We start from the raw sequence: 25,672 nt of genomic DNA, 5'->3' as shown, positions 1-25,672 counted from the left end.
CATTACTCCCGAGCCTGCCAATGAGCCAGCCGTGCCTGCAGGCCGGCAGCGGTCTGTTCGCCGACCAGGCGCTCGCGCAGCCTACCGTCGGCATCGATGATGTAGGTGACCGGCAACACATCGTTGCGCGGCAGTTGCAGACGCGCGGCGGGGTCCTGCGCCAGCACGGTGAAACGGATAGCGAAGGCCTCGGCGGCCTTGCTCAGCGCCTCGCCCTGCAGGGCATCGAAGTTGACCCCGAGCACCCGCGCACCCTGGCCCTCCAGCGCCACAGCAAGCCGATTCAGCTCGGGGATCTCGGTGCGGCACGGCTTGCACCACTCGGCCCAGTAATTGATCACCAACCACTGGCCTTCGAGCTGCTCAGCCGCTACCTTTCGTCCATGCTGATCGATGCCCCAGTCCTCGGCGCAACCGGCCAGAAGAAGCCCGGCAATGACACCAATCACCATCTGGAGTGGCCTTCCCATGCAATCGTTCCTCGTGCATACGGGGTTGATATGACGCTGGACGCCCTGCGCCTCGAAGTGCCGGATATCCTCGAGGAGGACGCCACTCCGCTCGCCGACCTCAACGAACGACTCACCGATGCCCGCCGGCAGGTCTACGAGGACGGCCTGCAACAGGTCCTGGCCCTGTTGCTGCGCCTCAACCGCAGCGCCATGACCTTACTGGAAAGACAGCGCGCCCTGCAAAGCCTCAGCGAGGAATACCGCCACTACTGCGCCCCGCTGGGCCGGGGTGCGGCTCCCTCGCCCCTGTTCGTGCATCTCTGCGACGAGCTGGCCGCCGGCTTCAAGCGCCTGCTGCTGCAGATCCTGCAGGGACGCCAGCCCTCGCGCCCACACCTGGCCTGGTGCCTGTACATGGCCGAGCACTTCCTCGCCCAGAGCCTGCTGCGTCACTACCAGCTGTACCAGGAACCACCGGCCTCGTTGTGGAGCGACAGCCACCTGCTGTACTGGCTGGGTGAGCACCAGCAGTGCCTGGACGAGCCGGTCGCCGCACCTTTCCAGCCGGCCCCCGCCGGCTCGCTGCGCGGCCTCTACCAGCAGATGCTGCTCCTGGCTCTGAGCAATCCATTCCACCTGGCCGAAGGCGAGTGCGTGACCCTGTTCGCCGCCCTGACCCCGCTGTCCGGCCTGGCGCGCCTGCTGCCCTGGGATGACGACGAGGACAGCGAGGCACCGCTGATCGACCTCAGCCAGGCCCTGCCCTGCCTGCCCTATGACGGCCAGGTCAAGGGATCGGCCGACTACCTGCGACGCCTGGAGCTCGGCGCCCTGCTGGTCGCCCTGCACGAGCCCGCGCCGCTGCAGAGCGCACAGGAAAGGGAACTGCTGGAGCGGGTGCGCCCGCACTGGCAGGGGCGTCAGCAGAGGCGTCACCCGCGGGCCGACTTCAGCGCCGACTGCAGCCTGGTGATCGGCCTGCCGGCCATCCATGCCCAGCTGCTGGAAAAGCGCCCGCCCAGTTGCGCGGCGCAGATGCTCGATGCCAGCCCCGGAGGCGCTCGCCTGCTCTGCCATGCCGACCTCGGCCCACAGCTGCCGGTGGGCCAGCTGATCCTGGTCTTGCCGCACAGCGGCACCCCGACCCTGGCCCTGGTGCGCTGGCGCCATCTCAACCAGCAAGGCCTGCATCTGGGCCTGCGTTACCTCAAGGGGCTGCCACGGGCAGTGTGGTTGCGCCGCGCGCCCAGCGCGCAGACCCACCCGGGCGTCCTGCAGAGCACGCCCGAACCCGGTTCCGGCTGGCACCACGGCCTGTGGCTGCCCTGCGGCCAGTTCGGCGAAGGCGAAAACCTCTGGCTGCAACTGGCCAACGTCAACAACCAGGCCATGCTGCCCCTGCCGGCCGCCAACCTGAGCACGCCCACGGTGGTGCGCCACCCACTGCGCCTGGCCTGACCCAAGGGGCAGGTTCTGCGACGGAAGTCTCAGCCGGCGGGGCCACAGCGCACAGTTTCAGCACCATGCCCCTGCCTATAATCGGCGCATACCTATACCAACGAGTTCTGCCGGAGTTACCCCCATGACCCAAGCCAATGACAGGCTGATCGGCCCCGTTCCCGCCAGCATCGTCAACAGCGCACGTTCCAGCGTGGCCCCCTACGAGGGGCGGGTCGGGGAATACAACGTGGCGGTCTGGCTGCATCTGCCGGGGCTGGCCAATCTGCCGGTATCGCTGATGGTGCGTTACCGCGATGGCAGCCAGGTGCGCGAAGTGGCGGTGGATCATGGCAAGGTCAACGCTCACCACAAGGTGATGCTCTCCGGCATCGCCCGCCTGCCGATGAAGAGCAAGATCGAGGACATGCAGGTCCGCCTGCGCTCGGCCGTACCGGCACAGACCCTGATAGTCGAGGAATTGTTCGTGCAGGCCGTGGAACTGCAGGAAAGCGCGAATCGCCAGGCGCTGGCCTGAACCCGCCGCAGGTTGCCCACCCCCGCTTCGGCGGGGGTTTTGCTTTGGGGCCTCAGAAAACCCCGAAACGCACCACGGAGCTGGGCTTGGGCGGCTCGCTCTCCTCGGCCGCCTGGCGCGCCAGGGCCGCCAGCGACTCGGGCCAACGGGCGAAACGCAGGCCGGTGATGCGGTTCAGGCGCTCCAGTGCATCCTCGGAATCCCGCGGCTGCAGGGGCACCACTTTGTTCTTGCTACTGCTCATCCACACGACATCCCTGAGTCATTCAGGCTGCTGGCCGTCTGCCAGCACATGGCTGGGTAGTTGCCAGAAGCGTGCCAGCCATCCCTGGCCGGTATTGCGGCGCTTCAGCGCCCTTGCAGCCCCGTGGAGCCGGCTGCACCTCGCCCTAAACTGACTTTTTTCGTCACCCTTGGCAAGCCCTCACTCCCTAGCCCGCAGCCACTGCGCCAGGCTGCTGCCGAACAGCGCCGCCTGTTCCTCGTGCAGCATCTCCAGGGCGTTACGCAGGGCCGGGTACCAGACCTCGTCGAGCCGCTCGGGCAGTTGCGCCGGCCGCGGTAACGGCCAGGGACTCTGACCGAGCAGGCGATGCAGGCTGTAGTGTTCCAGATCGCGGCACAGCACCCAGCCGCCGCCACTGGCACGGCAGACCAGCTGCTCGCGCTCAAGAAAGTCGACAATCTCCTCCCACTCATCCTCCGGCAACAGCCAGCCCTCGCGCTGCACATCAGGGTGCCGCACCGCCAGGCCACGCTGCTGGCTGTCGTGGAACACCCGCAGCACGCCGAGCAGCACCAGCAGGCGCGGCAGCGCGCGGCGACGCCAGGTGCGCGACGAGGACAGGTTGCACACCAGCTCGGCACCGAACAGCACGATCAGCCAGGACAGGTAGATCCACAGCAGGAACAGCGGCACCGTGGCGAAGGCCCCGTAGATCAGTTGGTAGCCGGGGAACAGGCTGACGAACAGGCCGAACAGCGCCTTGGCCACCTCGACCAGCAGGGCGACGAAGGCACCGCCCAGCAGCGCGTGGCGCAGCGGCACCCGGGCGTTGGGCACCGCCGAGTAGATCAGGGTGAAGGCCGCCGTACTGAACAGCAACGGAGCGAAGGCCAGCAGGGTCTTGGCGCCGATCAGCGCATCCGGGCCGGACAGCAGCGACAGCGAGGCGACATAGGTGGTCACGGCGAATCCGGCGCCGAGCAGCAGCGGCCCCAGGCTGAGGATCGCCCAGTACAGCAGGAAGCTGGAAATGCCCCGGCGTGGCTGGCGCACGCGCCAGATGGCATTGAAGGTCTTCTCGATGGTCACCAGCATGAAGAAGGCGGTCACCGCCAGCAGCGCCACGCCGACCCAGGTCAGCTGCCGGGCCTGAGCCGTGAAATCGCGCAGGTACTGTTGCACCGTCTCGCCCGAGGATGGCACGAAGTTGCGAAAGATGAAGTTCTGGATCTGCTCGCCGGTGTCCTGGAAGGCCGGGATGGCCGAGAGCATGGCAAAGGTCACGGTCATCATCGGCACCACGGCGAACAGCGTGGTGTAGGTCAGTGCCGCGGCACTGTTGATGGCGCGATCGGCGAGGAAACGCTGCAGCAGGAAACGCCAGAACTCCACCAGATCATCCAGCCGCTGACGCATGCCCTCTCCTTAGCCCGTTTCGTGCTCGACGCGGCTAGAATAGCGCCCTCATTCGCCGATGGGCACCCGCCATGACCGATCTGACCCTCTACCACAATCCGCGCTGCTCCAAGTCCCGCGGCGCGCTGGAGCTGCTCGAAGCTCGCGGCCTGGCGCCGACCGTCGTGCGCTACCTGGATACCCCGCCCAGCGCCGACCAACTGCGCGCCCTGCTGGCCAAGCTCGGCATCGCCCCGCGTGCCCTGCTGCGCACTGGCGAGGACGAGTACAAAGCGCTCAACCTGGCCGACACCGGCCTCAGCGACGAGCAGCTGATCGACGCCATGGTCGCCCATCCCAAGCTGATCGAGCGCCCCATCCTGGTCGCCGGCGAGCGCGCCGTGATCGGTCGGCCACCGGAGAAGATCCTGGAGCTGCTGGCATGAGCACGCCCTATATCCTGGTGCTGTATTACAGCCGCCATGGCGCCACCGCCGAGATGGCCCGGCAGATCGCCCGCGGCGTGGAGATGGCCGGCCTGGAGGCGCGTCTGCGCAGCGTGCCGGCGGTATCCAGCGAGTGCGAGGCGGTTGCCCCGGGCATTCCTGCAGAGGGAGCGCTCTACGCCGAGCTGGATGACCTGCGCCACTGTGCCGGCCTGGCCCTGGGCAGCCCGACCCGCTTCGGCAACATGGCCGCGCCGCTCAAGTACTTCCTCGACGGCACCAGCAGCCTGTGGCTGACCGGTGAACTGGTCGGCAAGCCGGCCGGGGTGTTCACTTCCACCTCCAGCCTGCACGGCGGCCAGGAGAGCACCCTGCTGTCGATGATGCTGCCGCTGCTGCACCACGGCATGCTGATCACCGGCCTGCCCTACAGCGAAGGCGCCCTGCTGGAGACTCGTGGCGGTGGCACGCCCTACGGCCCCAGCCACCATGCCGGCGCCGATGGCAAGCGCAAGCTCGACGACCACGAAATCGCCCTGTGCCGCGCCCTCGGCCAGCGCCTGGCGAGTACCGCGAAGCAACTGGAGACCTCCCGTGGCTAAAACGCCCAAGCCCCTGCCCAGCCTGGAATGGCTGGCCCCGCGCCTGAAGCTGAGTCGCGCCCTCGCCCTGTTCAGCTTCTTCGCCCTGCTGGCACTGCTACTGGTATGGAACCTGGCCTTCGCCGACCTGCACGGCGCGCGTATCTGGGTCGTGCTGAGCATCCAGCTGCTGCCACTGCTGCTGCTCGCCCCCGGCCTGCTGCTGGGCAACGCCCGCGCCCACGCCTGGGCCTGCTTCGTGGTGAACATCTACTTCATCCAGGGCGTACTGGCCGCCATCGACCCGGCCCGCGCCCTGTTCGGCGCGCTGGAGACGGTGATCAGCCTCGGCCTGTTCTGCAGCGCCCTGCTCTACGTGCGCTGGAAGTTCCAGCACGATCGCAAGCTGGCAGGCGAATAGAAATGTCCGACCTGGGCCTACCAGCCCAGGGTTTCTTTGAGGAAGGGAATGGTCAGCTTGCGCTGGGCCTGCAGCGAGGCCTGGTCTAGGCGTTCAAGCAGTTCGAACAGTGCGCTCATGCTGCGCTCGCCACGGGTGAGGATGAAGCGCCCCACTTCGTCGGTCAGGTGCAGGCCGCGGCGCGAGGCGCGCAGCTGCAGGGCGCGCAACTTGTCCTCGTCGGACAGCGCGTGCAGCTGGAACACCAGCGCCAGGGTCAGGCGTGACTGCAGGTCGGGCAGCTGCACCGACAGCTCGCGCGGCGACACGCTGGCCGCCAGCAGCAGGCGCCGGCCGGAGTCGCGCAGGCGGTTGAACAGGTGGAACAGCGCCTCTTCCCAGTCCGCGCGGCCGGCCACGGCATCCAGATCGTCTAGGCAGACCAGCTCGGACTGGTCCAGACCATCGAGCAGCTCGGGGCCGTAATCCGCCACCTCGCCCAGTGGCAGATAGACCGCCGCCTCGCCACGCTGCTCAAAGCGCAGGCAGGCCGCCTGCAGCAGGTGGCTACGCCCCACGCCTTCACCGCCCCAGAGATAGATCAGGCTCTCGGTCCAGCCGGCATCGGCCTCGCACAGCCGCTCGACGTAGCCGAGGGCCGCCGCGTTGGCACCGGGGTAGTAGTTGGCGAAAGTGGCGTCGTCGCGCAGGCGCACGCCAAGGGGCAGTTGCGTGGGAACCATGAGAGAGCATTGTCTGCCTGTGAAACCGGGGCGGCGAGTCTAACGCCAGAGCTAAACACGAACAATCGGCCTGCTAGCTCAGATTTTCCGTTGTGCGCCCAGCAGCTCAATAACCTCCGGATTACCCACCTGCCGGGCATAGTCCAGAGCAGAAACACTGCGGTATTCAACACGTCCGTAGTCGATGCCCTGATCGATAGCAAAGCGTACACCCGCGATATGGCCGCGTAGCACGGGCATCAGAGCCAGAGGATATTTGTCCGGACCTATCTCGCTACTCAGGCTCGCACCCAGCGCGACGAGGCGCCGCGCCGCCTCAAGATCATTGTTCTCCAGGGCATAAGCCAGGGCGGTATATCCCCGGCCGTCGAGACTGTCGATATTCGGCCGGTAGCGCTGCAGCAGAGGCTCGGCCTGCGGAACCTGTGCCAGCCCCCAGTAAAGCTCGGCACCTTCGGGTTTGAAGACTCTCGCACGCCCCAGCAGCTCAGGTTGATCCAGGGAGCCAACATGATAGGCAATGCCCAGAGTGCTTCGTGCATTCTGGTCCTGGCAGCCCCCCTCAAGCGCTTTGTGCCCGTTATCGATCGCCCCCTTGTAGTCTTGACGCTGGATCAGCAGGAATTTCGCATAGTCGACATAGAAACAGGCACGCTCGTCGAACTCCTTCAGACGCTGCTGGTGAAGAGCCGCCATCTCGTCCAGATGCCTGCCATCGTTCAGGAAGAACAGCATATTTTCGAACGCGTTGAGCCGAGCTCTTAGATTGCGCCCTTCGGGCTTTTCGCCCGCCAAGGTTCGCCGGTAAAGCGCTAATGCTTGCTCCTTATTGCCCTGCAATGCGTGCTTGACCGCCCAGTTGTTCCAAATCCAGAGATTCTTCACGCCCAGCGATTCGGCCTTGCGAAAGTCTGCTTCGGCGGCCTCGAAGTCACGCAGATGGGCCAGCACGAAGCCACGCATGATGTAACCGTCCGCATAACCGGGATCGATCTGCAAAGCTGTATCGAGATAGCCACGCGCCTCACCCAGGCCCTGAGCATTCCACTGCTCCGCCATGGCAATACGCGCGAACAATTTATAGATCTCTACTCGCTCTGGCTCCTCCAGCACCACTTTTTCCAGATACTCACGAGCCACCTGGCGAGCCTGCGGACTGCCCTCGTCAATGCGCTCCTCGGCGAAACTCAGCAATTCATCGTTGCTATAGCGCGCGAACATGCGCTGTCGTAAATAGGTGTCCTGACTCGGCCAGTCGATGCGCTGCTGACGCACATCGCTTGCCAGCTCCTTGGCCCCTTCGAGTATCCGGGCAGCGAGAGTATGGGTACTGAATGAGCCCTTGGGCTCATTAGGGCGGTTGAGCTCAAGACGGGTCGAATGCCGCCCAGGCGACACCTCATGAGGAAAACTGTGGCTGTAAGCTTCGTAGCCCTCGGGCACATCCAGCCCCAGCAATAGGTAGACCGGCTCGCGTGTATCCGGCCTGTAGCAGTATTCGACTTCGACCTGGTAGTAGCCCGTTCTGGGGCTAATCAGCTGCATGGACTCGATGCCCGTCTGCTCGCACTGCTCCTGCCCCGCAAGCGCCAGTGGCGCAAAAAACAGCAGTACAGCGCCCATGAGTCGTGACGAAACGCATCCCTGCAACATGATGTCTCTCCCTAATAGATGGTGCAGACACTCTAGCCGACGCCCGCCTGCGCATGGTGGGCAGCAGAGCACGAATCCATGCGCTCCAAGAGGTTATTGCTCAACCGCTAACAGGTGGTCCCTGTTCGTCGCCGGGCTTCTCCCCATAGAGCTCGGAGAGCTTGTAAAAATCATGCGCATGGCGCAGCAAAACCATGATCACCGCAGCCACCGGCAGGGCCAGCAGCACACCGGTGAAGCCGAACAGCTGGCCGCCGGCGAGGATGGCGAAGATCACCGCCACCGGGTGCAGGCCGATGCGGTCGCCGACCAGCATGGGCGTCAGCAGCATGCCTTCGAGCAGCTGACCAATGCCGAACACAACGGCAATGCCGATCAGCGGGTACAGCTCGAAGCCGCTGTACTGGAACAGCGCGGCCACCACGGCGGCACCGAAGCCGACGATGAAGCCCATGTAGGGCACGATGCTGGCCAGGCCGGCGAGCACGCCGATCAGCAGGCCCAGCTCCAGGCCCACCACCATCAGGCCAACCGAATAGATGCCGGCCAGCGCCAACATCACCAGCAACTGGCCGCGCATGAAGGCGCCGAGCACCTCGTGGCACTCGCCGACCAGCTTCACCACCAGGCTTTCGCGCGCCCGCGGCAGCAGGTTGCGCAGCTTGGCCAGCATCAGGTCCCAGTCGCGCAGCAGGTAGAAGGCCACCACCGGAATCAGCAGCAGGTTGCCCAGCCAGCCGAGCAGCGCCAGGCCGGAGGCGGTGGCCTGGGCCAGCAGGCCGCTGACGATGTCGGTGGTCTTGCCCAGATGCCCGGACAGCGCCTGCTTGAGCTGGTCGAAGCGCCAGAAGCCCTCCGCCAGCCCCAGCTGCGCCTGTAGCCAGGGCAGCGCCTGGTGCTGCGCCCAGTCCAGGCCCTGCGGCAGCAGCTCGTAGAGGCGCACCAGCTGGCGACCGAGCATGGGGATCAGCACCAGCAGCATGACCAGCAGCAGCAGGCTGAACAGGCTGAAGACGATGACCACGCCCCAGGTCCGCGAAAGCCCGCGCCGCTCCAGGCGATCCACCATCGGATCGCCCATGTAGGCCAGCAGCATGGCCACCAGGAAAGGCGAGAGGATGGGGGTCAGCAGGTAGATCAGCCAACCACACAGGAACAGGCCGGCCAGCCACAACCAGCGGCGCGAATCGGTCATCTCAGGCACTCCGTCGCTATGGATGGGGGGACGCCGCCGGTAGTCGAGATTACCAGCGGAAACGCATCAGGTTGGCCGCGGCTGGTGCGGGCGCCGCCTGCGGATTGGCGCTGGCGTCCAGCGGCGCGGCATCGGCCGGTACTTCCTGCAGGCCGGCCAGGCTCAGCTGGGCACGCAGCTGTTCGGCGCTGGCATTGACCTGCCACACCAGCAGATCGCCCTTGGCGCGCAGCAGGCGGGCGGCGAAGGGTTCGAGCAGGCGCTCCAGCTCGGCATAGCGCGCCAGGTTGGCGCCCTGGATTTCCAGGGTCAGAGCGCTGGCGGCACCGGGCTTGACCAGGAAGCGCGGCGCCAGGCGCTGGCTTACAGCGAGGAAAACTGCATCAGCAAGTTCCTGTGGGCTACTTCCTTTGACGGTGCCCTCCTCGCGGCTATCACCCAGCCATAGGCGCCACTCAGCTTGCATGCCCGCATACTCCTCACGAACCTGTACAGCCAGCAGCGCATCGGCGGCATAACGCTCCGATGCCTCGCGCAGCGCATCCGGCTGACTGGCGCCGAGGTTGTCCGGAGTGGCGACCAGCTGCTCCTGCAGGTCCGCCAGCGGCAGGCGCAGCGGCAGGCCGCGATGCTGGGCGGCCTGCTGCAAAGGTGCAGCGGCCTCCTGGCCATCGCCAACTAGACCGCCTTCCTCTCGCGAAGTCACGATCCACCAAGTCAAAATGGACGGCCGATTGGCGCCCCACAGCGGCAGGCCGGCCTGGCGCAGCTTGTTCTCGGTGGTCAGCGGGTCGAAGTCCACCACCAGGGTCTCGCCCTCGTAGACGTACTGGCTGACCAGTTGCTGCGGATCCTGGCGCACGCCTGCCAGGGCCGGGTTCTGCAGCGCCTGGGCGTCGCCGGTCAGGCGCAGCACCAGGGTCTCCAGGGCGCGATTGAGGGCAGCGCTGCGCTCTTCCGGTTGCTGGCTGGTGACTGCCTCGCGCACCTGATAGAGGCCGCTGACCGGCTCGGCCAAGGCCGGCAGGCTGAACAGCGGGAGGCAAAGTGCAAGCAGGCGGGCGGACAGGCGCATCGATAGGGTCTCGGCTCGGAGGGATGTGCCGGCGCGGCACGTGAAGGGCTATACCTTAAACAGCCGCCTGCCCCCGGGCAACCGTCGCGCCCGGTGGCCGCTGGCGGGCAAGCCTGATAAAATCGCGCGCCTTCGCGGACCGGCCCGCTGCCGCGCCGGTCGCCCACAGCATTCCCCCTTCTAAAGGCCTGAACCCATGAGCAAGCAACCCTCCATCAGCTACAAGGATGCAGGTGTCGACATCGACGCCGGCGAAGCCCTGGTCGAGCGCATCAAAGGCGTGGCCAAGCGCACCGCGCGTCCGGAAGTCATGGGTGGCCTGGGTGGTTTCGGCGCCCTCTGCGAAATCCCGGCCGGCTACAAGCAGCCGGTGCTGGTGTCCGGCACCGACGGCGTCGGCACCAAGCTGCGCCTGGCGCTGAACCTGAACAAGCACGACAGCATCGGCCAGGACCTGGTCGCCATGTGCGTCAACGACCTGGTGGTGTGCGGCGCCGAGCCGCTGTTCTTCCTCGACTACTACGCCACCGGCAAGCTGAATGTCGACGTGGCCGCAACCGTGGTCACCGGCATCGGCGCCGGTTGCGAACTGGCCGGCTGCTCCCTGGTGGGTGGCGAGACCGCCGAGATGCCCGGCATGTACGAAGGCGAAGACTACGACCTGGCCGGTTTCTGCGTCGGCGTGGTGGAGAAGAGCGAGATCATCGACGGCTCCAAGGTGGTTACCGGTGATGCCCTGATCGCCCTGCCCTCCTCCGGCCCGCACTCCAACGGCTACTCGCTGATCCGCAAGATTCTTGAAGTCAGTGGCACCGATATCGAAGCCACCGAGCTGAATGGCCAGAAGCTGGCCGACCTGCTGATGGCGCCGACCCGCATCTACGTCAAGCCGCTGCTCAAGCTGATCAAGGAAACCGGCGCGGTGAAGGCCATGGCCCACATCACCGGCGGCGGCCTGCTCGACAACATCCCGCGCGTGCTGCCGCAGGGCGCCCAGGCGGTGATCGACGTGGCCAGCTGGACCCGCCCGGCGGTGTTCGACTGGCTGCAGGAAAAGGGCAACGTCGACGAGCACGAGATGCACCGCGTCCTCAACTGCGGTGTCGGCATGGTCATCTGTGTGGCCCAGGACCAGGTCGAGGCCACCCTGGCCAGCCTGCGCGCCTCCGGCGAAGCCCCGTGGGTGATCGGCCAGATTGCCCAGGCCGCCGAAGGCGCCGAGCAGGTCGTGCTGAACAACCTGAAAGCCCACTGATGGCCGACTGCAATGTCGTGGTGCTGATCTCCGGGTCCGGCAGCAACCTGCAAGCCTTGATCGACAGCATCGCCAATGACGGCAACCCGGCGCGCATCGCCGCGGTGATCTCCAACCGCGCCGATGCCTACGGCCTGGTCCGCGCGCAGAACGCCGGCATCCCGACCCTGGTGCTGGACCACAAGCAGTTCGACGGCCGTGAGGCCTTCGATGCCGCGCTGATCGAGGCCATCGACGGCTTCGACCCGCAGCTGGTGGTGCTGGCCGGCTTCATGCGCATCCTCACTGGCGACTTCGTGCGCCACTACGAGGGCCGCCTGCTGAATATCCATCCCTCGCTGCTGCCCAAGTACAAGGGCCTGCACACCCACCAGCGCGCGCTGGAAGCCGGCGACCGCGAACATGGCTGCAGCGTGCACTTCGTCACCGAGGAACTCGATGGCGGCCCACTGGTCGTACAAGCCGTGGTGCCGGTAGAGTCCGGTGACACACCGGAGAGCCTGGCCCAGCGCGTGCACAGCCAGGAGCACCACATCTATCCCCTGGCCATGCGCTGGTTCGCCGAGGGCCGCCTGAAGCTGGGTAAGACCGGCGCACAACTGGACGGCAAGGACCTGCCGGCCACCGGACACCTGATCCGCACATAGGAGATTCCATGCCCCGCATTCTGCTGATGCTGCTCGCCCTCCTGGCCCTGCCGGTGCAGGCCCTGGAGCTCAAGCCCTTCTCCGCCAGCTACACCGCCGACTGGAAGCAGGTGCCGATCAGCGGCACCGCCGGGCGCAGCCTCAAGGCCCTGGACAACGGCCGCTGGGAACTCAACTTCGAGGCCTCCATGCTGGTCGCCAGCCTCAGCGAGACCAGCACCCTGCGCATGGAAAGCGACGCCTTCCTGCCGCTGACCTACCGCTTCGACCGCAGCGGCCTGGGCAAGGCCAAGCAGATCGAGCTGGACTTCGACTGGACCGAGAAGCAGGTGCTGGGCAACGACCGCGGCGAGCCGGTGCGCTTCCCGCTCAACCGCGGCCTGATGGACAAGTCGACCTACCAGCTGGTGCTGCAGCACGATGTCGCCGCCGGCAAGCAGAGCATGAGCTACCAGGTGATCGATGGCGACGAGATCGAGACCTACGACTTCCGCGTACTCGGCGAGGAGCGCGTGCGCACCAAGGCCGGGCTGATCGACGCGATCAAGGTCGAGCGCGTGCGCGACCCGACCCAGAGCAGCCGCAAGACCGTGCTCTGGTTCGCCAAGGACTGGAACTACCTGCTGGTACGCCTGCACCAGGTGGAAAAGGACGGCAAGGAGTACCAGATCATGCTCAAGGACGGCCAGGTCGACGGCCGCACCGTCGAGGGCCTGCGCGAATAGGGCGGATCCACTCGGGAAAGCCGGGCCATGCCCGGCTTTTTTATGCCCGCCAATCGGTCTAGGCTGAACCTTCGACATGGAGGAACACGCGATGAGCGATGCCTACCGCCCCCTGGCCTGCGACCTCTACGACTACCTGGAAATCGCCTGCATGCACCGCTACCGCCTGCGCATCGAGCTGGTCGATGGCGGCGAGCTGCAGGCCCGGGCCCTGACCACCCGCACCGAGCCGAGCAAGGAAGAATTCTTCGTGGTGCAGAGCGAGGCCGGCGAGCAGCGGCTGCGCCTGGACCAGCTGCTGGCCATCACCCCGCTCGACCCGGGCGCCAGCTTCGGCCGCGTACTGCTCGGCAACCGGCCCTGCTGATGGCGCCAGCCGGGAACCGGCCCGGCTGCGGCCTTACCACATCAGATCATCGGGGATCTGGTAGGCGGCGTACGGGTCGTCCTCGTCCGGCCCTTCGCTCTGCACGTTGAGCAGGACGATGCGCTGGACGTCGCGCTCCTGGATCTTCAGCGCCGCCTCGCGCGGGATCACCTCGTAGGCGCCGCCATGGCGGACGATGGCCAGCGAGCCGCGGCTGAGCTTGTCGCGCATCAGGTTGTTCACCGCGATACGCTTGACCTTCTTGTCGTCGACGAAGTTGTAGTAGTCCTCGCCATTGATCTTGGGCAGGCGACTGGTCTCGATCAGCTGCTTGATCTGCGCGGCGATGGCCTTCTGCTGGGCCTTCTCCTGCTGCTGGCGGTTCAGTTCCTGGTCGCGCGCGGCCTTCTCGGCCATGGCCTGCAGGGCGGCCTGCTTCTGCGAATCATCGACCTCGACCTGGTTCTTCTTCTCCAGGCGCTGCTGCTTCTGTTTCTGCTTGCCGGCCTGCTTGGCCTGCTTTTCATTGACCAGGCCGGCTTTCAGCAGCTGGTCGCGGAGGGAAAGGCTCATGAATACTCGCTCTTGATCGTCAGCAGCCGGGGGACTGCTTCTCCAGCTTCTTGGCTTCGCCCCACAGGGCATCCAGTTCATCCAGGCTGCAATTCTCGATGGGCCGACCGGCCTCGCGCAATGCCTGTTCGATGTAGCGGAAACGCCGCTCGAACTTGCCGTTGGCCGCGCGCAGGGCGCCCTCCGGGTCGACCTTGAGGTGCCGCGCCAGGTTGGTGACGACGAACAGCAGGTCGCCGATCTCCTCGGCGATCGCCTCGGCATCGTTCTCGCTCATGGCCTCCAGCACTTCGTCCAGCTCCTCGCGCAGCTTGTCTACCACCGGCAGCGCCTCGGGCCAGTCGAAGCCGACTTGGGCCGCGCGCTTCTGCAGCTTCACCGCGCGCGACAGCGCCGGCAGGGCACCCGGTACATCGTCGAGCAGCGACAGCTGTTCGGGCGCCGCGGCCTTCTCGGCGCGCTCCTCGGCCTTGAGTTCCTCCCAGCGCTGCTTGACCGCCGCCTCCTCCAGCTTCGCCGCATCAGGCGCGCCATACAGGTCGCCATCGGGGAACACGTGCGGGTGGCGGCGGATCAGCTTGCGGGTGATGCCGTCGACCACCTGGGCGAACTCGAAGCGCCCCTCTTCCCTGGCCAGCTGGCTGTAGTAGACGACCTGGAACAGCAGGTCGCCCAGTTCGCCGGGCAGGTGCTCGAAGTCGCCGCGCTCGATGGCATCGGCCACCTCGTAGGCTTCCTCCAGGGTGTAGGGGACTATGGTCGCGTAGCTCTGCTTGAGGTCCCAGGGGCAGCCATGCCGCGGGTCGCGCAGGCGGGCCATCAGGTGCAGCAGGTCGTCGAGCTGGTACATGGGGCTTCCGTGGGGTCGAGGGCACCCCGCCGCAGCGGGGAGAGCCCGTTAGGTGCCGGAGCGGTTGCGCCGCGCCTCGATAATGTTGGGCAGCTGGGAGATGCGCGCGAGCAGGCGCGACAAGGCATCCAGCCCGGGAATCTCGATGGTCAGCAGCATGGAGGCGGTGTTGTCCTCCTTGTTCGAGCGGGTGTTCACCGCCAGCACGTTGATGCGCTCGTTGAGCAGCACCTGGGTCACGTCGCGCAGCAGGCCGGAACGGTCGTAGGCCTTGATCACGATGTCCACCGGGTAGGTCTGCACCGGCACCGGCCCCCAGCTGACCTGGATGATCCGCTCCGGCTCGCGCCCGGCCAACTGCAGCACCGAGGCGCAGTCCTGGCGGTGGATCGAGACACCGCGGCCGACGGTGATATAGCCGACGATAGGGTCGCCCGGCAGCGGCTGGCAGCAGCCGGCCATCTGCGTCAGCAGGTTGCCGACGCCCTGAATCTGGATATCGCCGCGCTTGCCCGGGCGGGGCGCCGTGGCGCGCCGCGGGATCAGCTCCAGCTGCTCGTTGCCGCGCTCCGGCTCGACCTGCTGCTGCGCCAGGTTGACCGCATGGGCCAGGCGCAGGTCGCCGGCACCGAGGGCCGCGTACATGTCCTCGACGCTCTTCAGGTTGCACTTCTCCGCCAGCTTGGCGAAGTCCACCGCCGCCAGCGCCAGGCGCGCCAGGTCGCGCTCGAGCATGGCCTTGCCGGCGGCGACGTTCTGCTCGCGGTCCTGCAGCTTGAACCAGTGGACGATCTTCGCCCGCGCCCGGCTGGTGGTGATGTAGCCCAGGTTGGGGTTGAGCCAGTCGCGGCTCGGCGCACCGTTCTTGCTGGTGATGATCTCGACCTGCTCGCCGGTGTGCAGGCTGTAGGTCAGCGGCACGATGCGCCCGTTGATCTTGGCGCCGCGGCAGTTGTGGCCGATCTGGGTGTGCACGCGGTAGGCGAAGTCCAGCGGCGTGGCGCCCTTGGGCAGGTCGATGGCGTGGCCGTCCGGGGTGAACACGTAGACCCGGTCCGGCTCGATGTCGACCTTGAGCTGCTCGGCCAGGCCGCCGATGTCGCCCAGTTCCTCATGCCACTCGAGCACCTGACGCAGCCAGGCCATCTTCTCCTCATAGTGGTCGGAGCCGCCCTTGGCGTCGGTGCCCTTGTACTTCCAGTGGGCGCACACGCCCAGCTCGGCCTCCTCGTGCATGGCCTGGGTGCGGATCTGCACCTCCAGCACCTTGCCATCCGGGCCGATCACCGCCGTATGCAGGGAGCGGTAGCCGTTCTCCTTGGGGTTGGCGATGTAGTCGTCGAATTCCTTGGGAATGTGCCGCCACAGGCTGTGCACGATGCCGAGGGCGGTGTAGCAGTCGCGCACCTCCGGCACCAGCACACGTACCGCGCGCACGTCGTAGATCTGGCTGAACTGCAGGCCCTTGCGCTGCATCTTCCGCCAGATCGAATAGATGTGCTTGGCCCGGCCGCTGATGTCGGCCTTGATCCCGGTGGCGGTGAGCTCGGTGCGCAGCTGGTTCATCACGTCGGCGATGTACTGCTCGCGGTCGAGGCGGCGCTCGTGCAGCAGCTTGGCGATCTGCTTGTACTGCTCCGGCTCCAGGTAGCGGAAGGAGAGGTCCTCCAGCTCCCACTTGATATGGCCGATGCCCAGGCGATGGGCCAGCGGCGCGTAGATGTCGAAGACCTCGCGCGCCACGCGGTGGCGCTTCTCGTCGTCGGCATGCTTGACCGCGCGGATCGCACAGGTGCGCTCGGCCAGCTTGATCAGCGCCACGCGCACGTCGTCGACCATGGCCACCAGCATCTTGCGCAGGTTCTCCACCTGGGCCTGGGAACCGAGCACCAGGGAGTCGCGCGGATTCAGCGAGGCGCTGATCGCCGCCATGCGCAGCACACCCTCGATCAGCTTGGCCACCACCGAGCCGAACTTCTCCTGCACCGCCTTGAGCGTGGTCTTGCCCTCGCGCACGGCGCGGTAGATCACCGCGGCCACCAGGCTGTCCTGGTCGAGCTTGAGGTCGGCGAGGATCTCGGCGATCTCCAGGCCGGTCTGGAAGCTGGAGTTACCCTCCGCCCACAGGTTCTGTGCGGCATTGGCCTGCTGCTCGACCTCGCGGGCGAACTCGCAGGCCGCCTTGAGGGCCTCGCGGTCGAGCGCCGGGTCGACGCTCAGCGTATGGTCCAGCCAGGCCTCGAGGTTGATGCTGCCGTCGAGGTTGATCGGCTGGTGTGCTCTGACCTGTACCATCTTCTGCCTTCCCTACGGCGAGTCACGCCCCGCCGGATTAGCTCTGACCTTCTCTGGGCCAGTCGGATTACAAGGGCTTCCTAGCCCCTCTCGAATAACGCCATCGCCTCCACATGTGCCGTCTGCGGGAACATGTCGAGAATCCCGGCCCGCTTCAGCCGGTAGCCCTGCCGGACCAGCTCGGCGGCATCGCGCGCCAGGGTCGCCGGGTTGCAGGACACATAGACCAGGCGCCGCGCGCCCAGCCGGTGAATCTCCTTGACCACCTCGAACGCGCCGTCGCGCGGCGGGTCGAGCAGTATCGCGTCGAAGCCGCGGGCGGCCCAGGGGGCGCCGGCCAGCGGCTTCGACAGGTCGGCCTGGAAAAAGTGCAGATTGCCCAGGCCGTTGGCCGCGGCATTTTCCCGCGCCCGCGCCACCATGGCCTGCACGCCTTCCACCGCCACCACTTCGCCGACCCGCTGCGCCAGCGGCAGGGCGAAGTTGCCCAGGCCGCAGAACAGGTCCAGCACGCGCTCGCCAGTCTGCGGCGCCAACCAGTCTAGCGCCTGTTCGACCATGGCCTGATTGACCGCACCATTGACCTGCACGAAATCGCCCGGGCTGTACTGCAGCTCCAGGTTCCAGGGCTCCAGGCGATAGCCCAGGCGCTGCTCCGGCACATCGGGCTCGGGCTCGCCGGCGCCGTGCAGCCACAGCTGCGCCTGGTGCTCGGCACAGAAGGCGCGCAGGTGCTGCAGATCGGCCTCGCCCAGCGGCGCCGTATGGCGCAGCAGCAGGGCCGCCTGGGTGCCGTGGAACAGCTCGACGTGGCCGAGTGTCTGGGGCTTGTCCAGCGCCCGCAACAGCGCCGGCAGGGCGCGCAGGATCGGCTGCAAGGGCTGTACCAGCACCGGGCAGTCGTCGATGGCGACGATGTCCTGGCTGGCCGCGGCACGGAAGCCGACCTCCAGGCGCTTGCCCTTGACGTCCCAGCGCACGGCGATGCGCGCGCGGCGCCGGTAGCCCAGCTCGGGACCGGTCAGCGGCGCCGCCCACTCATCCGGTTCGACGCCGGCCTGGCGCTGCATCTGTTCGGCCAGGCTGCGCTGTTTCAGGGCAAGCTGCTCGGCATGCGGCAGGTGCTGCAGGGTGCAGCCACCGCAGCGGCCGGCATGCGCGCAGGCCGGCTCGCGGCGCAGCGAAGAAGGGGTCAGCACGCGCTCGCTGCGCGCCTCCACCACCTGGGCGCGGGCGGCCAGCACGCGTGCCTCGACCTCCTCGCCAGCCAGCGCACCGGCGACGAACCAGCTGCGCCCCTCGACGAAGGCGATGCCGCGACCGTCGTTGGCCAGACGCTCGATGGAGAGCTTCTGCTTCTTGCCGACCGGCACCTGGGTCTTGCGCTCACCACCAGCCGGCTGGAAGCGCAGGGATTTGTGCTTGGCCATGTCGGTTAATTGAACAGCCCGGAAGACAGGTAGCGGTCGCCGCGGTCGCAGATGATCGCCACCATCACCGCATTCTCGGTCTCGCGCGCCAGCTTGAGCATGGCCGCCACCGCACCGCCGGACGACACGCCACAGAAGATGCCTTCCTCGCGCGCCAGACGGCGCATCATGTCCTCGGCCTCGGCCTGGGAGATGTCCAGGACGCGGTCGACCCGGCTGGCGTCGAAGATGCTCGGCAGGTACGCCTGCGGCCAGCGGCGGATGCCGGGGATGGCCGAGCCGTCCTGCGGCTGCAGGCCGATGATCTCCACGGCCGGGTTCTGCTCCTTGAGGTAGCGCGAGGTGCCCATGATGGTGCCGGTGGTGCCCATCGAGCTGATGAAGTGGGTGATGGCGCCCTGGGTCTGGCGCCAGATCTCCGGACCGGTACTGCGGTAGTGCGCCTCGGGGTTGTCGCCGTTGGCGAACTGGTCGAGCACCTTGCCCTTGCCCTCGGCCTGCATGGCCAGGGCGAGATCGCGCGCCACCTCCATGTTGTCCACCAGGATCAGCTCGGCGCCATAGGCGCTCATCGCCGCCTTGCGCTCCTCAGTGGAGTTGCCGGGCATGATCAGGATCATCCTGTAACCCTTGATCGCCGCCGCCATCGCCAGGGCGATGCCGGTGTTGCCGCTGGTGGCCTCGATCAGCACATCGCCGGGCTGGATGTCGCCGCGCAGCTCGGCGCGGGTGATCATCGACATGGCCGGGCGATCCTTCACCGAGCCGGCCGGATTGTTGCCTTCCAGCTTCACCAGCAGGTGATTGCGCTCGCTGCCGGGCAGACGCTGCAGGCGAACCAGCGGGGTGTTGCCGATGCAGTCGGCGATGGTGGGGAACTGCAGGGTCATGCGAAGCGGCCATCCGTTCGTGAAACAGGTGCCCCATGATAGCGGCAAACCGCCGCCGGCCATATCGCCACGCTGTCCGCCCACCGGCCCAGCCGCTAAACTCGCGGAACATCGGATCGCTGGAGAACCCCGTGTTCAAGGACCTCGGCATCAAGGGCCGCGTGCTGCTGCTCACCCTGCTCCCCACCAGCCTGCTGGCGCTGCTGCTGGGCGGCTATTTCACCTGGATGCAGCTGGCCGACCTGCGCAGCCAGCTGCTGGTGCGCGGCGAGCTGGTGGTACAGCACCTGGCGCCGCTGGCCGCACCAGCCCTGGCCCGCGAGGACAGCGCCCAGCTCAAGCGCCTGGCCGAGGAGACCCTGAACCAGCAGGACGTGCGTGCCGTCGGCTTCCTCTCCACCGAGCGGCGCAGCCTGGCCCAGGCCGGGCCGAGCATGCTCAACGAGCCGCCGCAGCTCACCGTCGAGCCGCTGGCCACCCGCACCAGCCAGGATGCCACACGCTTCCTGCTGCCGGTGTTCGGCCGCCACCAGAGCCTGGCCGGCCCCAGCGAACCGGACAGCGCCGACCGCCTGCTGGGCTGGGTCGAGCTGGAGCTGTCGCACCATCGCACCCTGCTGCAGGGCTATCGCAGCCTGTTCGCCAGTCTGCTGCTGATCATCGCCGGCCTCTCCGTCACCGCCCTGCTCGCCCTGCGCATGAGCCGCACCATCAACGACCCCCTGCGCCACATCCAGCAGGGCGTCAACCAGCTCAAGGAAGGCCACCTGGAGACCCGCCTGCCGCCCCTGGGCAGCCACGAGATGGACGAGCTGGCGGCCGGCATCAACCGCATGGCCGAGTCGCTGCAGAACGCCCAGGAGGAGCTGCAGCACAGCATCGACCAGGCCACCGAGGACGTGCGGCAGAACCTGGAAACCATCGAGATCCAGAACATCGAGCTGGACCTGGCGCGCAAGGAGGCCCTGGAGGCCAGCCGCATCAAGTCCGAGTTCCTGGCCAACATGAGCCATGAGATCCGCACCCCGCTCAACGGCATCCTCGGCTTCACCGGCCTGCTGCAGAAGAGCGAGCTGACGCCGCGCCAGCAGGACTACCTGGGCACCATCGAGAAGTCCGCCGAGAGCCTGCTGGGGATCATCAACGAGGTCCTCGACTTCTCCAAGATCGAGGCCGGCAAGCTGGTGCTGGAAAGCATCCCGTTCAACCTGCGCGACCTGATCCAGGACTGCCTGACCATCCTCGCCCCCGCCGCCCACGACAAGCGCCTGGAGCTGGTCAGCCTGATCTACCGCGACACCCCGCTGGCCCTGCAGGGCGACCCGCTGCGCCTGAAGCAGGTGCTGACCAACCTGGTGAGCAACGCCATCAAGTTCACCCGCGAGGGCAGCATCGCCGTGCGCGCCATGGTCGAGGACGAGAACGACGAGCGTGCCCAGCTGCGCATCAGCGTGCAGGACACCGGCGTCGGCCTGTCCGACGACGACCTGCGCGCGCTGTTCCAGGCCTTCAGCCAGGCCGACAACTCGCTCTCCCGCCAGGCCGGCGGCACCGGCCTCGGCCTGGTCATCTCCAAGCGCCTGATCGAGCAGATGGGCGGCGAGATCGGCGTCGACAGCAACCCCGGCAGCGGCTCGGAATTCTGGATCAGCCTGACCCTGCCCAAGGCCCGCGACGACGGTGACGACCTGCCGCGCGTGCCGCTCGAGGGCCGTCGCGTGGCCCTGCTGGAGAGCCACGAACTGACCCGCCAGGCCCTGCAGCACCAGCTGGAGGACTGCGGACTGCAGGTGCAGGACTGCACCAGCCTGGACGCGCTGCTGGAACAGGTGGCGCGCCAGCGCCAGGACGGCCGGCCGATCGAGCTGGCAGTGCTCGGCGTGTGCCTACAGCAACTCCCGCCCGAGCAGCTCGGCCAGCGCATCTGGGACCTCGAGCGGCTCGGCTGCAAGGCCCTGGTGCTCTGCCCCACCACCGAGCAGGCGCGCTATCTGGAGGCGCAACCGGAAATCCAGGTACAGGCCAAGCCGGCCTGCACGCGCAAGCTGCTGCGCGCCCTGATCGACCTGATCCACCCGCGCCAGCCCAAGGCCGAGACGCCGGCCCCGCTGACCAGCCGCGCGCCGCGCCTGCTGTGCGTCGACGACAACCCGGCCAACCTGCTGCTGGTGCGCACCCTGCTCGGCGACATGGGCGCCGAGGTCACCGCCGTGGACAGCGGCTACGCCGCCATCGAGGCGGTGCAGCAACAGTCCTTCGACCTGGTGTTCATGGACGTACAGATGCCTGGGATGGACGGGCGCCAGGCCACCGAGGCGATCCGTCAGTGGGAGCAGGAGCGCGAGCGCAGCCCGTTGCCCATAGTCGCCCTCACCGCCCACGCCCTGGCCAACGAGAAGCGCGCCCTGCTGCAGGGCGGCATGGACGACTACCTGACCAAGCCGATCAACGAACGCCAGCTGGCCCAGGTGGTGCTCAAGTGGACCGGCCTGGCCCTGCGCAACCACGCCGCGCCGAGCGCCCCCGAGGCGCCGCCGTCGACGGCTGCGCTGCGCGTACTCGACCCCGAGGAGGGCCTGCGCCTGGCCGCCGGCAAGGCCGACCTGGCCGCCGACATGCTGAGCATGCTGCTGGCCGGCCTGCCCGCCGACCGCCAGGCCATCCGCCAGGCCCGCGAGGCCGGCGAGCGCGGCGCGCTGATCGAGCGGGTGCATCGCCTGCACGGCGCCACCCGCTACTGCGGGGTGCCGCAGCTGCGCGCCGCCTGCCAGCGCAGCGAGACCCTGCTCAAGCAGGACGACCCGGCGGCCCAGGCCGCCCTCGACGAACTGGACATGGCTATCACCCGCCTGGCCGAGCAGGCCGCCGTCGGCGCCTGAAGGAGCGACTCCATGCGCATCGTGCTGTTCAGCAGCAAGCCCTACGACCGCGAGAGCTTCCGCGCCCACACACTGCCCACCGACTGGCAGCTGGAATTCCAGGACTGCCTGCTGCGCGCCGACACCGCTGCCCTGGCCGAAGGCTGCGCGGTGGTCTGCGCCTTCATCAACGACGACCTGTCCGCGCCGGTGCTGGAGCGCCTGGCCGCCGGCGGCACGCGCCTGATCGCCCTGCGCTCGGCCGGCTACAACCATGTCGACCTGGTGGCCGCCGAGCGCCTGGGGCTGGCCGTGGCGCGGGTGCCGGCCTATTCGCCGCATGCGGTGGCCGAGCACGCGGTGGCGCTGATCCTGGCGCTGAACCGGCGCATCCACCGCGCCTTCAACCGCACCCGCGAGGGCGATTTCTCGCTGCACGGGCTGACCGGCTTCGACCTGCACGGCAAGACGGTGGGCGTGATAGGCGCCGGCAAGATCGGCCAGGCCTTCGCCGGCATCATGGCCGGCTTCGGCTGCCGGGTGCTGGTCTACGACCCCTATCCGGTGCCTGAGCTGGCGAGTTTCGGTGGCCACCAGGTCACCCTCAACCACCTGATCGCGGCAAGCGACATCATCAGCCTGCACTGCCCGTTGAACGAGGGCAGCCGCCACCTGATCGACAGCGCCCGGCTGGCACAGATGAAGCGCGGCGCCATGCTGATCAACACCGGGCGCGGCGCGCTGGTCGACACCCCGGCGCTGATCGGCGCGCTGAAGAGCGGCCAGCTCGGCTACCTGGGCATCGACGTGTATGAGGAAGAGGCCGAACTGTTCTTCGAGGACCGTTCCGACCAGCCGCTGCAGGACGACGTACTGGCGCGCCTGCTGACCTTCCCCAACGTCATCGTCACCGCCCACCAGGCCTTCCTCACCCGCGAGGCGCTGGCCGCCATCGCCACCACCACCCTGGACAACATCGCCGCCTGGGCCGCCGGCACGCCGCTCAACCGGGTGACCGCTGCCGCGTGATAGCATCCCGCGCAGCTCAGGAGGCTGCATGACCACCCACGATTTCCGCTACACCCTGCTCAACCCGCAACACACCCTGACCGAATGCCGCGCCCTGGCGCCGGGCCGCTACCAGGTCACCGGCAACGGTGGCGCCATACAGGCCGGCGACACCCTGCTGGTGACCCTCAAGGGCAGCCGCGAGCTGTCCATGAGCCTGGCCGTGGAGAAGGTCCGCCACCTGATCAACCCGCCCGGACAGTGGCTGGCGGTGGCCAGCGGCCCGGTCTTCCGCGAACTGGCCATTCATAATTGGCAGGTCGACTGCGACGGCTGCGGCAAGCGCATCGACCTGGAATTCGCCGTCGACGCCAGCCTCGGCGCCAAGGCCCAGGCCCCGGCGGCCGAAGCACGGCTGGCCGAACTGGGCTGGGCCAGCCGCGGCGGCAAGCACTTCTGCCCTGCCTGCAAGGAGCAAAGCCTATGAAGCACACCCTGGTTCCCGCGCTGCTCGCCGCCACCCTGGCCGGTTGCGCCAGCGACCCGGTACAGCTGGAAAGCGACAAGACCTATCGCGTGGAATGGATCGGCGAGCGCCCGCTGATCGACCGCAGCCACCTCACCATCACCCTCGGCGAGGATGGCCGCGCCTATGGCAGCGCCGGCTGCAACCACTGGTTCGCCAGCTACCAGCGTGATGGCGAGAAGCTGACCTTCGCCCAGGCTGGCGCCACCCGCAAGCTGTGCGCACCCGCCCTGATGGAACAGGAGCAGCGCTTCCTCGAAGCCCTGGGCCAGGTGCAGCGCTGGGACGTGTCCGGCATCGGCCAGCTGCGCCTGTGGCCGGCGGCGGGCAAGCCGATCCGGCTGTGGCCGGAAGAAGGCTGAACAGTCCTCCGCAGCCTCTTTCCGCGGTAGCCCGGATGCAATCCGGGGGCGAAGTTGCCTGCTTTCCCGGATTTCATCCGGGCTACTCGCCCCTCTCCCATCAATGAGCGAGAGGGGCCGTAGCACCCTGCCGACATGGACCTCTCCAGCCCCCCCATCCCCTCTCCCGTTTACGGGAGAGGGTTAGGGAGAGGGCCGGCCACATACCCTCTCCCCCGTCCCCTCTCCCACAAGTGGGAGAGGGGAGCCACAGCCAGGCTGTTCGATGCCCTACCCCTCGAACAACTCCAGCTGCTCATGCCGGCCGCGCAGATCCTGCAGACGCACCCCCACGCCGAGCAGGCGCACCGGCTTGTTGCCACGGGCGAAGGCGGCGCTCAGCAGCAGCTTGTAGCTGTCCAGGTCACGGCGCGCGCCGGCCTGCTCCAGGGTGGTCTGGCTGAAGTCGTGGAACTTGATCTTGACGAACGGCTTGTCCGGCCGGTAGCTGGCGTCCAGCCGTACCATGCGCGTGTCGAGCTGCGCCAGCAGCTCGGGCAGGTGCTCCAGGCAGGCGGCCAGATCCGGCAGGTCATGGTCGTAGGTGGTTTCCACACTCACCGACTGGCGCCGGCTGTCCACCTGCACGGGGCGCTCGTCGATACCGCGTGCCAGGCTCCACAGGCGCTCGCCGAAGCTGCCGAACTCGCGCGCCAGAGCCAGTTTGCTCCACTCGCGCAGGTCCGCGCAGGTGGCAATCCCCAGGCGCCCCAGCTTGTCCGCGGTGACCTTGCCCACGCCATGCAGCTTGCCCACCGGCAGCGCGGCGACGAACGCCTCGACCTGGTCCGGGGTGATCACGAACAGCCCATTGGGCTTGCGCCAGTCGCTGGCGATCTTGGCCAGGAACTTGTTCGGCGCCACCCCGGCCGACACCGTGATGTGCAACTCCTGGGATACCCGCCGGCGGATGTCCTGGGCGATGCGGGTAGCACTGCCGGCGAAATGCTGGGTGGCGGATACGTCCAGGTAGGCCTCGTCCAGCGACAGCGGCTCGATGATCTCGGTGTAGTCGCGGAAGATCGCGTGGATTTCCCGCGATACCGCCTTGTAGGCGTCCATCCGCGGCTTCACCACCAGCAGATCCGGACACAGCTTGAGCGCCTGCCCGGTCGGCATGGCCGAGCGCACGCCCCAGGCCCGCGCCTCGTAGTTGCAGGTGGCGATCACCCCGCGCCGATCCGCCGCGCCACCGACGGCCAGCGGCTTGCCGGCCAGGCGCGGATCGTCGCGCATCTCGATGGCGGCGTAGAAGCAGTCGCAGTCAATGTGGATGATCTTGCGCACGGAAGTCCCGAAAGCCCCGCCGGGCATGCCCTGAGAGCCTGCAGTCTACACCTCTGGCACGCTAAGCATCTGACGATAAAACAATTTTCCCAAAACAGAGGTTGACACAAGAGCGCTCCTGAGTAGAATGGCCGCCGCGGGATGGAGCAGTCTGGTAGCTCGTCGGGCTCATAACCCGAAGGTCGTCGGTTCAAATCCGGCTCCCGCAACCAGATTCAAGAAAAGGCCACTCAAACGAGTGGCCTTTTTCGTTCGTCTACGATTTATGTTTTCGATCAAAAGCAATAAATCGATTGACAGAGATGTATTCCTGAGTAGAATGGGCGCCGCGGGATGGAGCAGTCTGGTAGCTCGTCGGGCTCATAACCCGAAGGTCGTCGGTTCAAATCCGGCTCCCGCAACCAAATACCAGAGAGAAA

Annotated in this window: 26 protein-coding genes and 2 tRNA genes; 15 read left to right on the top strand and 13 right to left on the bottom strand. The window is 67.2% G+C overall.

Going from position 1 to position 25,672, the window contains the following annotated elements:
- Positions 1-2: 2 nt before the first annotated feature.
- The gene (locus DMO17_RS06315) at positions 3-470 is read right to left on the bottom strand and encodes a TlpA disulfide reductase family protein (RefSeq protein ID WP_110681654.1); all 468 of its coding nucleotides are present in this window, start codon (positions 468-470) and stop codon (positions 3-5) included.
- A 30-nt stretch (positions 471-500) separates the two neighbouring features.
- Between DMO17_RS06315 and DMO17_RS06310 the strand changes: the two genes are divergently transcribed.
- Together DMO17_RS06310 and DMO17_RS06305 are read left to right on the top strand one after the other, a co-directional pair.
- Positions 501-1,910 carry a PilZ domain-containing protein gene (locus DMO17_RS06310; protein ID WP_110681653.1) on the top strand — a complete coding sequence of 470 codons (1,410 nt, stop codon included), beginning with the start codon at positions 501-503 and terminating at the stop codon, positions 1,908-1,910.
- A gap of 124 nt (positions 1,911-2,034) precedes the next feature.
- Complete coding sequence (locus tag DMO17_RS06305; RefSeq protein WP_110681652.1) at positions 2,035-2,427, top strand: hypothetical protein; 393 nt, start codon at positions 2,035-2,037, stop codon at positions 2,425-2,427.
- A gap of 52 nt (positions 2,428-2,479) precedes the next feature.
- Here the strand turns inward: DMO17_RS06305 and DMO17_RS06300 are convergent, their stop codons facing one another.
- Both DMO17_RS06300 and DMO17_RS06295 read right to left on the bottom strand, forming a co-directional pair.
- A complete protein-coding gene (locus tag DMO17_RS06300) occupies positions 2,480-2,671 on the bottom strand; it encodes a hypothetical protein (protein ID WP_021700689.1) in 192 nt (63 codons plus the stop codon).
- Between the two features lie 180 nt (positions 2,672-2,851).
- The gene (locus DMO17_RS06295) at positions 2,852-4,069 is read right to left on the bottom strand and encodes a YihY family inner membrane protein (RefSeq protein WP_110681651.1); all 1,218 of its coding nucleotides are present in this window, start codon (positions 4,067-4,069) and stop codon (positions 2,852-2,854) included.
- A gap of 71 nt (positions 4,070-4,140) precedes the next feature.
- Here DMO17_RS06295 and arsC point away from each other — a divergent pair, with 71 nt between their 5' ends.
- The 3 genes from arsC to DMO17_RS06280 are packed head-to-tail and all read left to right on the top strand — an operon-like array spanning position 4,141 to position 5,496.
- Complete coding sequence (arsC, locus tag DMO17_RS06290) at positions 4,141-4,494, top strand: arsenate reductase (glutaredoxin) (RefSeq protein WP_110681650.1); 354 nt, start codon at positions 4,141-4,143, stop codon at positions 4,492-4,494.
- Entirely contained in the window at positions 4,491-5,096 is a 606-nt protein-coding gene (gene wrbA / locus DMO17_RS06285) for an NAD(P)H:quinone oxidoreductase (RefSeq protein WP_021700692.1), read from the top strand. The genes arsC and wrbA overlap by 4 nt, the downstream gene beginning before the upstream one ends.
- Positions 5,089-5,496, top strand: a complete 408-nt coding sequence (locus tag DMO17_RS06280; protein ID WP_110681649.1) for a DUF2069 domain-containing protein — start codon at positions 5,089-5,091, stop codon at positions 5,494-5,496. Before wrbA ends, DMO17_RS06280 begins: the two co-directional genes overlap by 8 nt.
- A gap of 17 nt (positions 5,497-5,513) precedes the next feature.
- On the opposite strand, the gene hda is transcribed toward DMO17_RS06280, so the two are convergent.
- The 4 genes from hda to DMO17_RS06260 all read right to left on the bottom strand — a co-directional run bounded on the left by hda (position 5,514) and on the right by DMO17_RS06260 (position 10,141).
- Positions 5,514-6,218 carry a DnaA regulatory inactivator Hda gene (hda, locus tag DMO17_RS06275; protein ID WP_110681648.1) on the bottom strand — a complete coding sequence of 235 codons (705 nt, stop codon included), beginning with the start codon at positions 6,216-6,218 and terminating at the stop codon, positions 5,514-5,516.
- Between the two features lie 78 nt (positions 6,219-6,296).
- Positions 6,297-7,871: a hypothetical protein gene (locus DMO17_RS06270; protein WP_110681647.1), complete on the bottom strand. Its 1,575-nt coding sequence runs from the start codon at positions 7,869-7,871 to the stop codon at positions 6,297-6,299.
- A 100-nt stretch (positions 7,872-7,971) separates the two neighbouring features.
- Complete coding sequence (locus DMO17_RS06265) at positions 7,972-9,066, bottom strand: AI-2E family transporter (protein ID WP_110681646.1); 1,095 nt, start codon at positions 9,064-9,066, stop codon at positions 7,972-7,974.
- Positions 9,067-9,115: 49 nt separating this feature from the next.
- Positions 9,116-10,141, bottom strand: a complete 1,026-nt coding sequence (locus DMO17_RS06260; RefSeq protein WP_110681645.1) for a DUF2066 domain-containing protein — start codon at positions 10,139-10,141, stop codon at positions 9,116-9,118.
- Positions 10,142-10,337: 196 nt separating this feature from the next.
- Between DMO17_RS06260 and purM the strand changes: the two genes are divergently transcribed.
- The 4 genes from purM (at position 10,338) to DMO17_RS06240 (ending at position 13,135) form a co-directional block, all read left to right on the top strand.
- Positions 10,338-11,396: a phosphoribosylformylglycinamidine cyclo-ligase gene (gene purM / locus DMO17_RS06255; RefSeq protein WP_110681644.1), complete on the top strand. Its 1,059-nt coding sequence runs from the start codon at positions 10,338-10,340 to the stop codon at positions 11,394-11,396.
- Positions 11,396-12,043: a phosphoribosylglycinamide formyltransferase gene (gene purN, locus DMO17_RS06250; protein ID WP_110681643.1), complete on the top strand. Its 648-nt coding sequence runs from the start codon at positions 11,396-11,398 to the stop codon at positions 12,041-12,043. Before purM ends, purN begins: the two co-directional genes overlap by 1 nt.
- Before the next feature lie 8 nt (positions 12,044-12,051).
- Positions 12,052-12,768 carry a DUF3108 domain-containing protein gene (locus DMO17_RS06245; protein WP_110681642.1) on the top strand — a complete coding sequence of 239 codons (717 nt, stop codon included), beginning with the start codon at positions 12,052-12,054 and terminating at the stop codon, positions 12,766-12,768.
- Positions 12,769-12,859: 91 nt separating this feature from the next.
- Entirely contained in the window at positions 12,860-13,135 is a 276-nt protein-coding gene (locus DMO17_RS06240; protein WP_110681641.1) for a Rho-binding antiterminator, read from the top strand.
- 33 nt (positions 13,136-13,168) lie between these two features.
- Here the strand turns inward: DMO17_RS06240 and DMO17_RS06235 are convergent, their stop codons facing one another.
- The 5 genes from DMO17_RS06235 to cysM all read right to left on the bottom strand — a co-directional run bounded on the left by DMO17_RS06235 (position 13,169) and on the right by cysM (position 19,173).
- Positions 13,169-13,708 carry a DUF2058 domain-containing protein gene (locus tag DMO17_RS06235; RefSeq protein WP_110681640.1) on the bottom strand — a complete coding sequence of 180 codons (540 nt, stop codon included), beginning with the start codon at positions 13,706-13,708 and terminating at the stop codon, positions 13,169-13,171.
- A 19-nt stretch (positions 13,709-13,727) separates the two neighbouring features.
- Positions 13,728-14,558 carry a nucleoside triphosphate pyrophosphohydrolase gene (gene mazG / locus DMO17_RS06230; protein ID WP_110681639.1) on the bottom strand — a complete coding sequence of 277 codons (831 nt, stop codon included), beginning with the start codon at positions 14,556-14,558 and terminating at the stop codon, positions 13,728-13,730.
- Positions 14,559-14,606: 48 nt separating this feature from the next.
- Positions 14,607-16,853 carry a GTP diphosphokinase gene (gene relA, locus DMO17_RS06225; RefSeq protein WP_110681638.1) on the bottom strand — a complete coding sequence of 749 codons (2,247 nt, stop codon included), beginning with the start codon at positions 16,851-16,853 and terminating at the stop codon, positions 14,607-14,609.
- Positions 16,854-16,933: 80 nt separating this feature from the next.
- Positions 16,934-18,283 (bottom strand): 23S rRNA (uracil(1939)-C(5))-methyltransferase RlmD, encoded by a 1,350-nt coding sequence (rlmD, locus tag DMO17_RS06220; protein ID WP_110681637.1) that lies wholly within the window; start codon positions 18,281-18,283, stop codon positions 16,934-16,936.
- 5 nt (positions 18,284-18,288) lie between these two features.
- Positions 18,289-19,173, bottom strand: a complete 885-nt coding sequence (cysM, locus tag DMO17_RS06215; protein WP_110681636.1) for a cysteine synthase CysM — start codon at positions 19,171-19,173, stop codon at positions 18,289-18,291.
- Between the two features lie 131 nt (positions 19,174-19,304).
- Between cysM and DMO17_RS06210 the strand changes: the two genes are divergently transcribed.
- The 4 genes from DMO17_RS06210 to DMO17_RS06195 are packed head-to-tail and all read left to right on the top strand — an operon-like array spanning position 19,305 to position 23,927.
- Positions 19,305-22,052, top strand: coding sequence for a response regulator (locus tag DMO17_RS06210; protein WP_110681635.1), 2,748 nt, complete (start codon positions 19,305-19,307; stop codon positions 22,050-22,052).
- 12 nt (positions 22,053-22,064) lie between these two features.
- The gene (locus DMO17_RS06205) at positions 22,065-23,060 is read left to right on the top strand and encodes a 2-hydroxyacid dehydrogenase (protein ID WP_110681634.1); all 996 of its coding nucleotides are present in this window, start codon (positions 22,065-22,067) and stop codon (positions 23,058-23,060) included.
- Between the two features lie 28 nt (positions 23,061-23,088).
- Positions 23,089-23,526, top strand: a complete 438-nt coding sequence (locus DMO17_RS06200) for a hypothetical protein (protein WP_110681633.1) — start codon at positions 23,089-23,091, stop codon at positions 23,524-23,526.
- Positions 23,523-23,927 (top strand): META domain-containing protein, encoded by a 405-nt coding sequence (locus tag DMO17_RS06195; protein WP_110681632.1) that lies wholly within the window; start codon positions 23,523-23,525, stop codon positions 23,925-23,927. The genes DMO17_RS06200 and DMO17_RS06195 overlap by 4 nt, the downstream gene beginning before the upstream one ends.
- 270 nt (positions 23,928-24,197) lie before the next feature.
- On the opposite strand, the gene dinB is transcribed toward DMO17_RS06195, so the two are convergent.
- Complete coding sequence (dinB, locus tag DMO17_RS06190) at positions 24,198-25,280, bottom strand: DNA polymerase IV (protein WP_110681631.1); 1,083 nt, start codon at positions 25,278-25,280, stop codon at positions 24,198-24,200.
- A gap of 108 nt (positions 25,281-25,388) precedes the next feature.
- Here dinB and DMO17_RS06185 point away from each other — a divergent pair.
- Positions 25,389-25,465, top strand: a tRNA-Met gene (locus DMO17_RS06185).
- 115 nt (positions 25,466-25,580) lie between these two features.
- Positions 25,581-25,657, top strand: a tRNA-Met gene (locus DMO17_RS06180).
- Positions 25,658-25,672 lie beyond the last annotated feature (15 nt).

It is taken from the genome of Aquipseudomonas alcaligenes (assembly GCF_003205495.1).
Lineage (GTDB): Bacteria > Pseudomonadota > Gammaproteobacteria > Pseudomonadales > Pseudomonadaceae > Aquipseudomonas > Aquipseudomonas alcaligenes_B.
The sequence above is the reverse complement of the archived record's forward strand: the minus strand, read 5'-3'. Positions and strand labels throughout refer to the sequence as shown.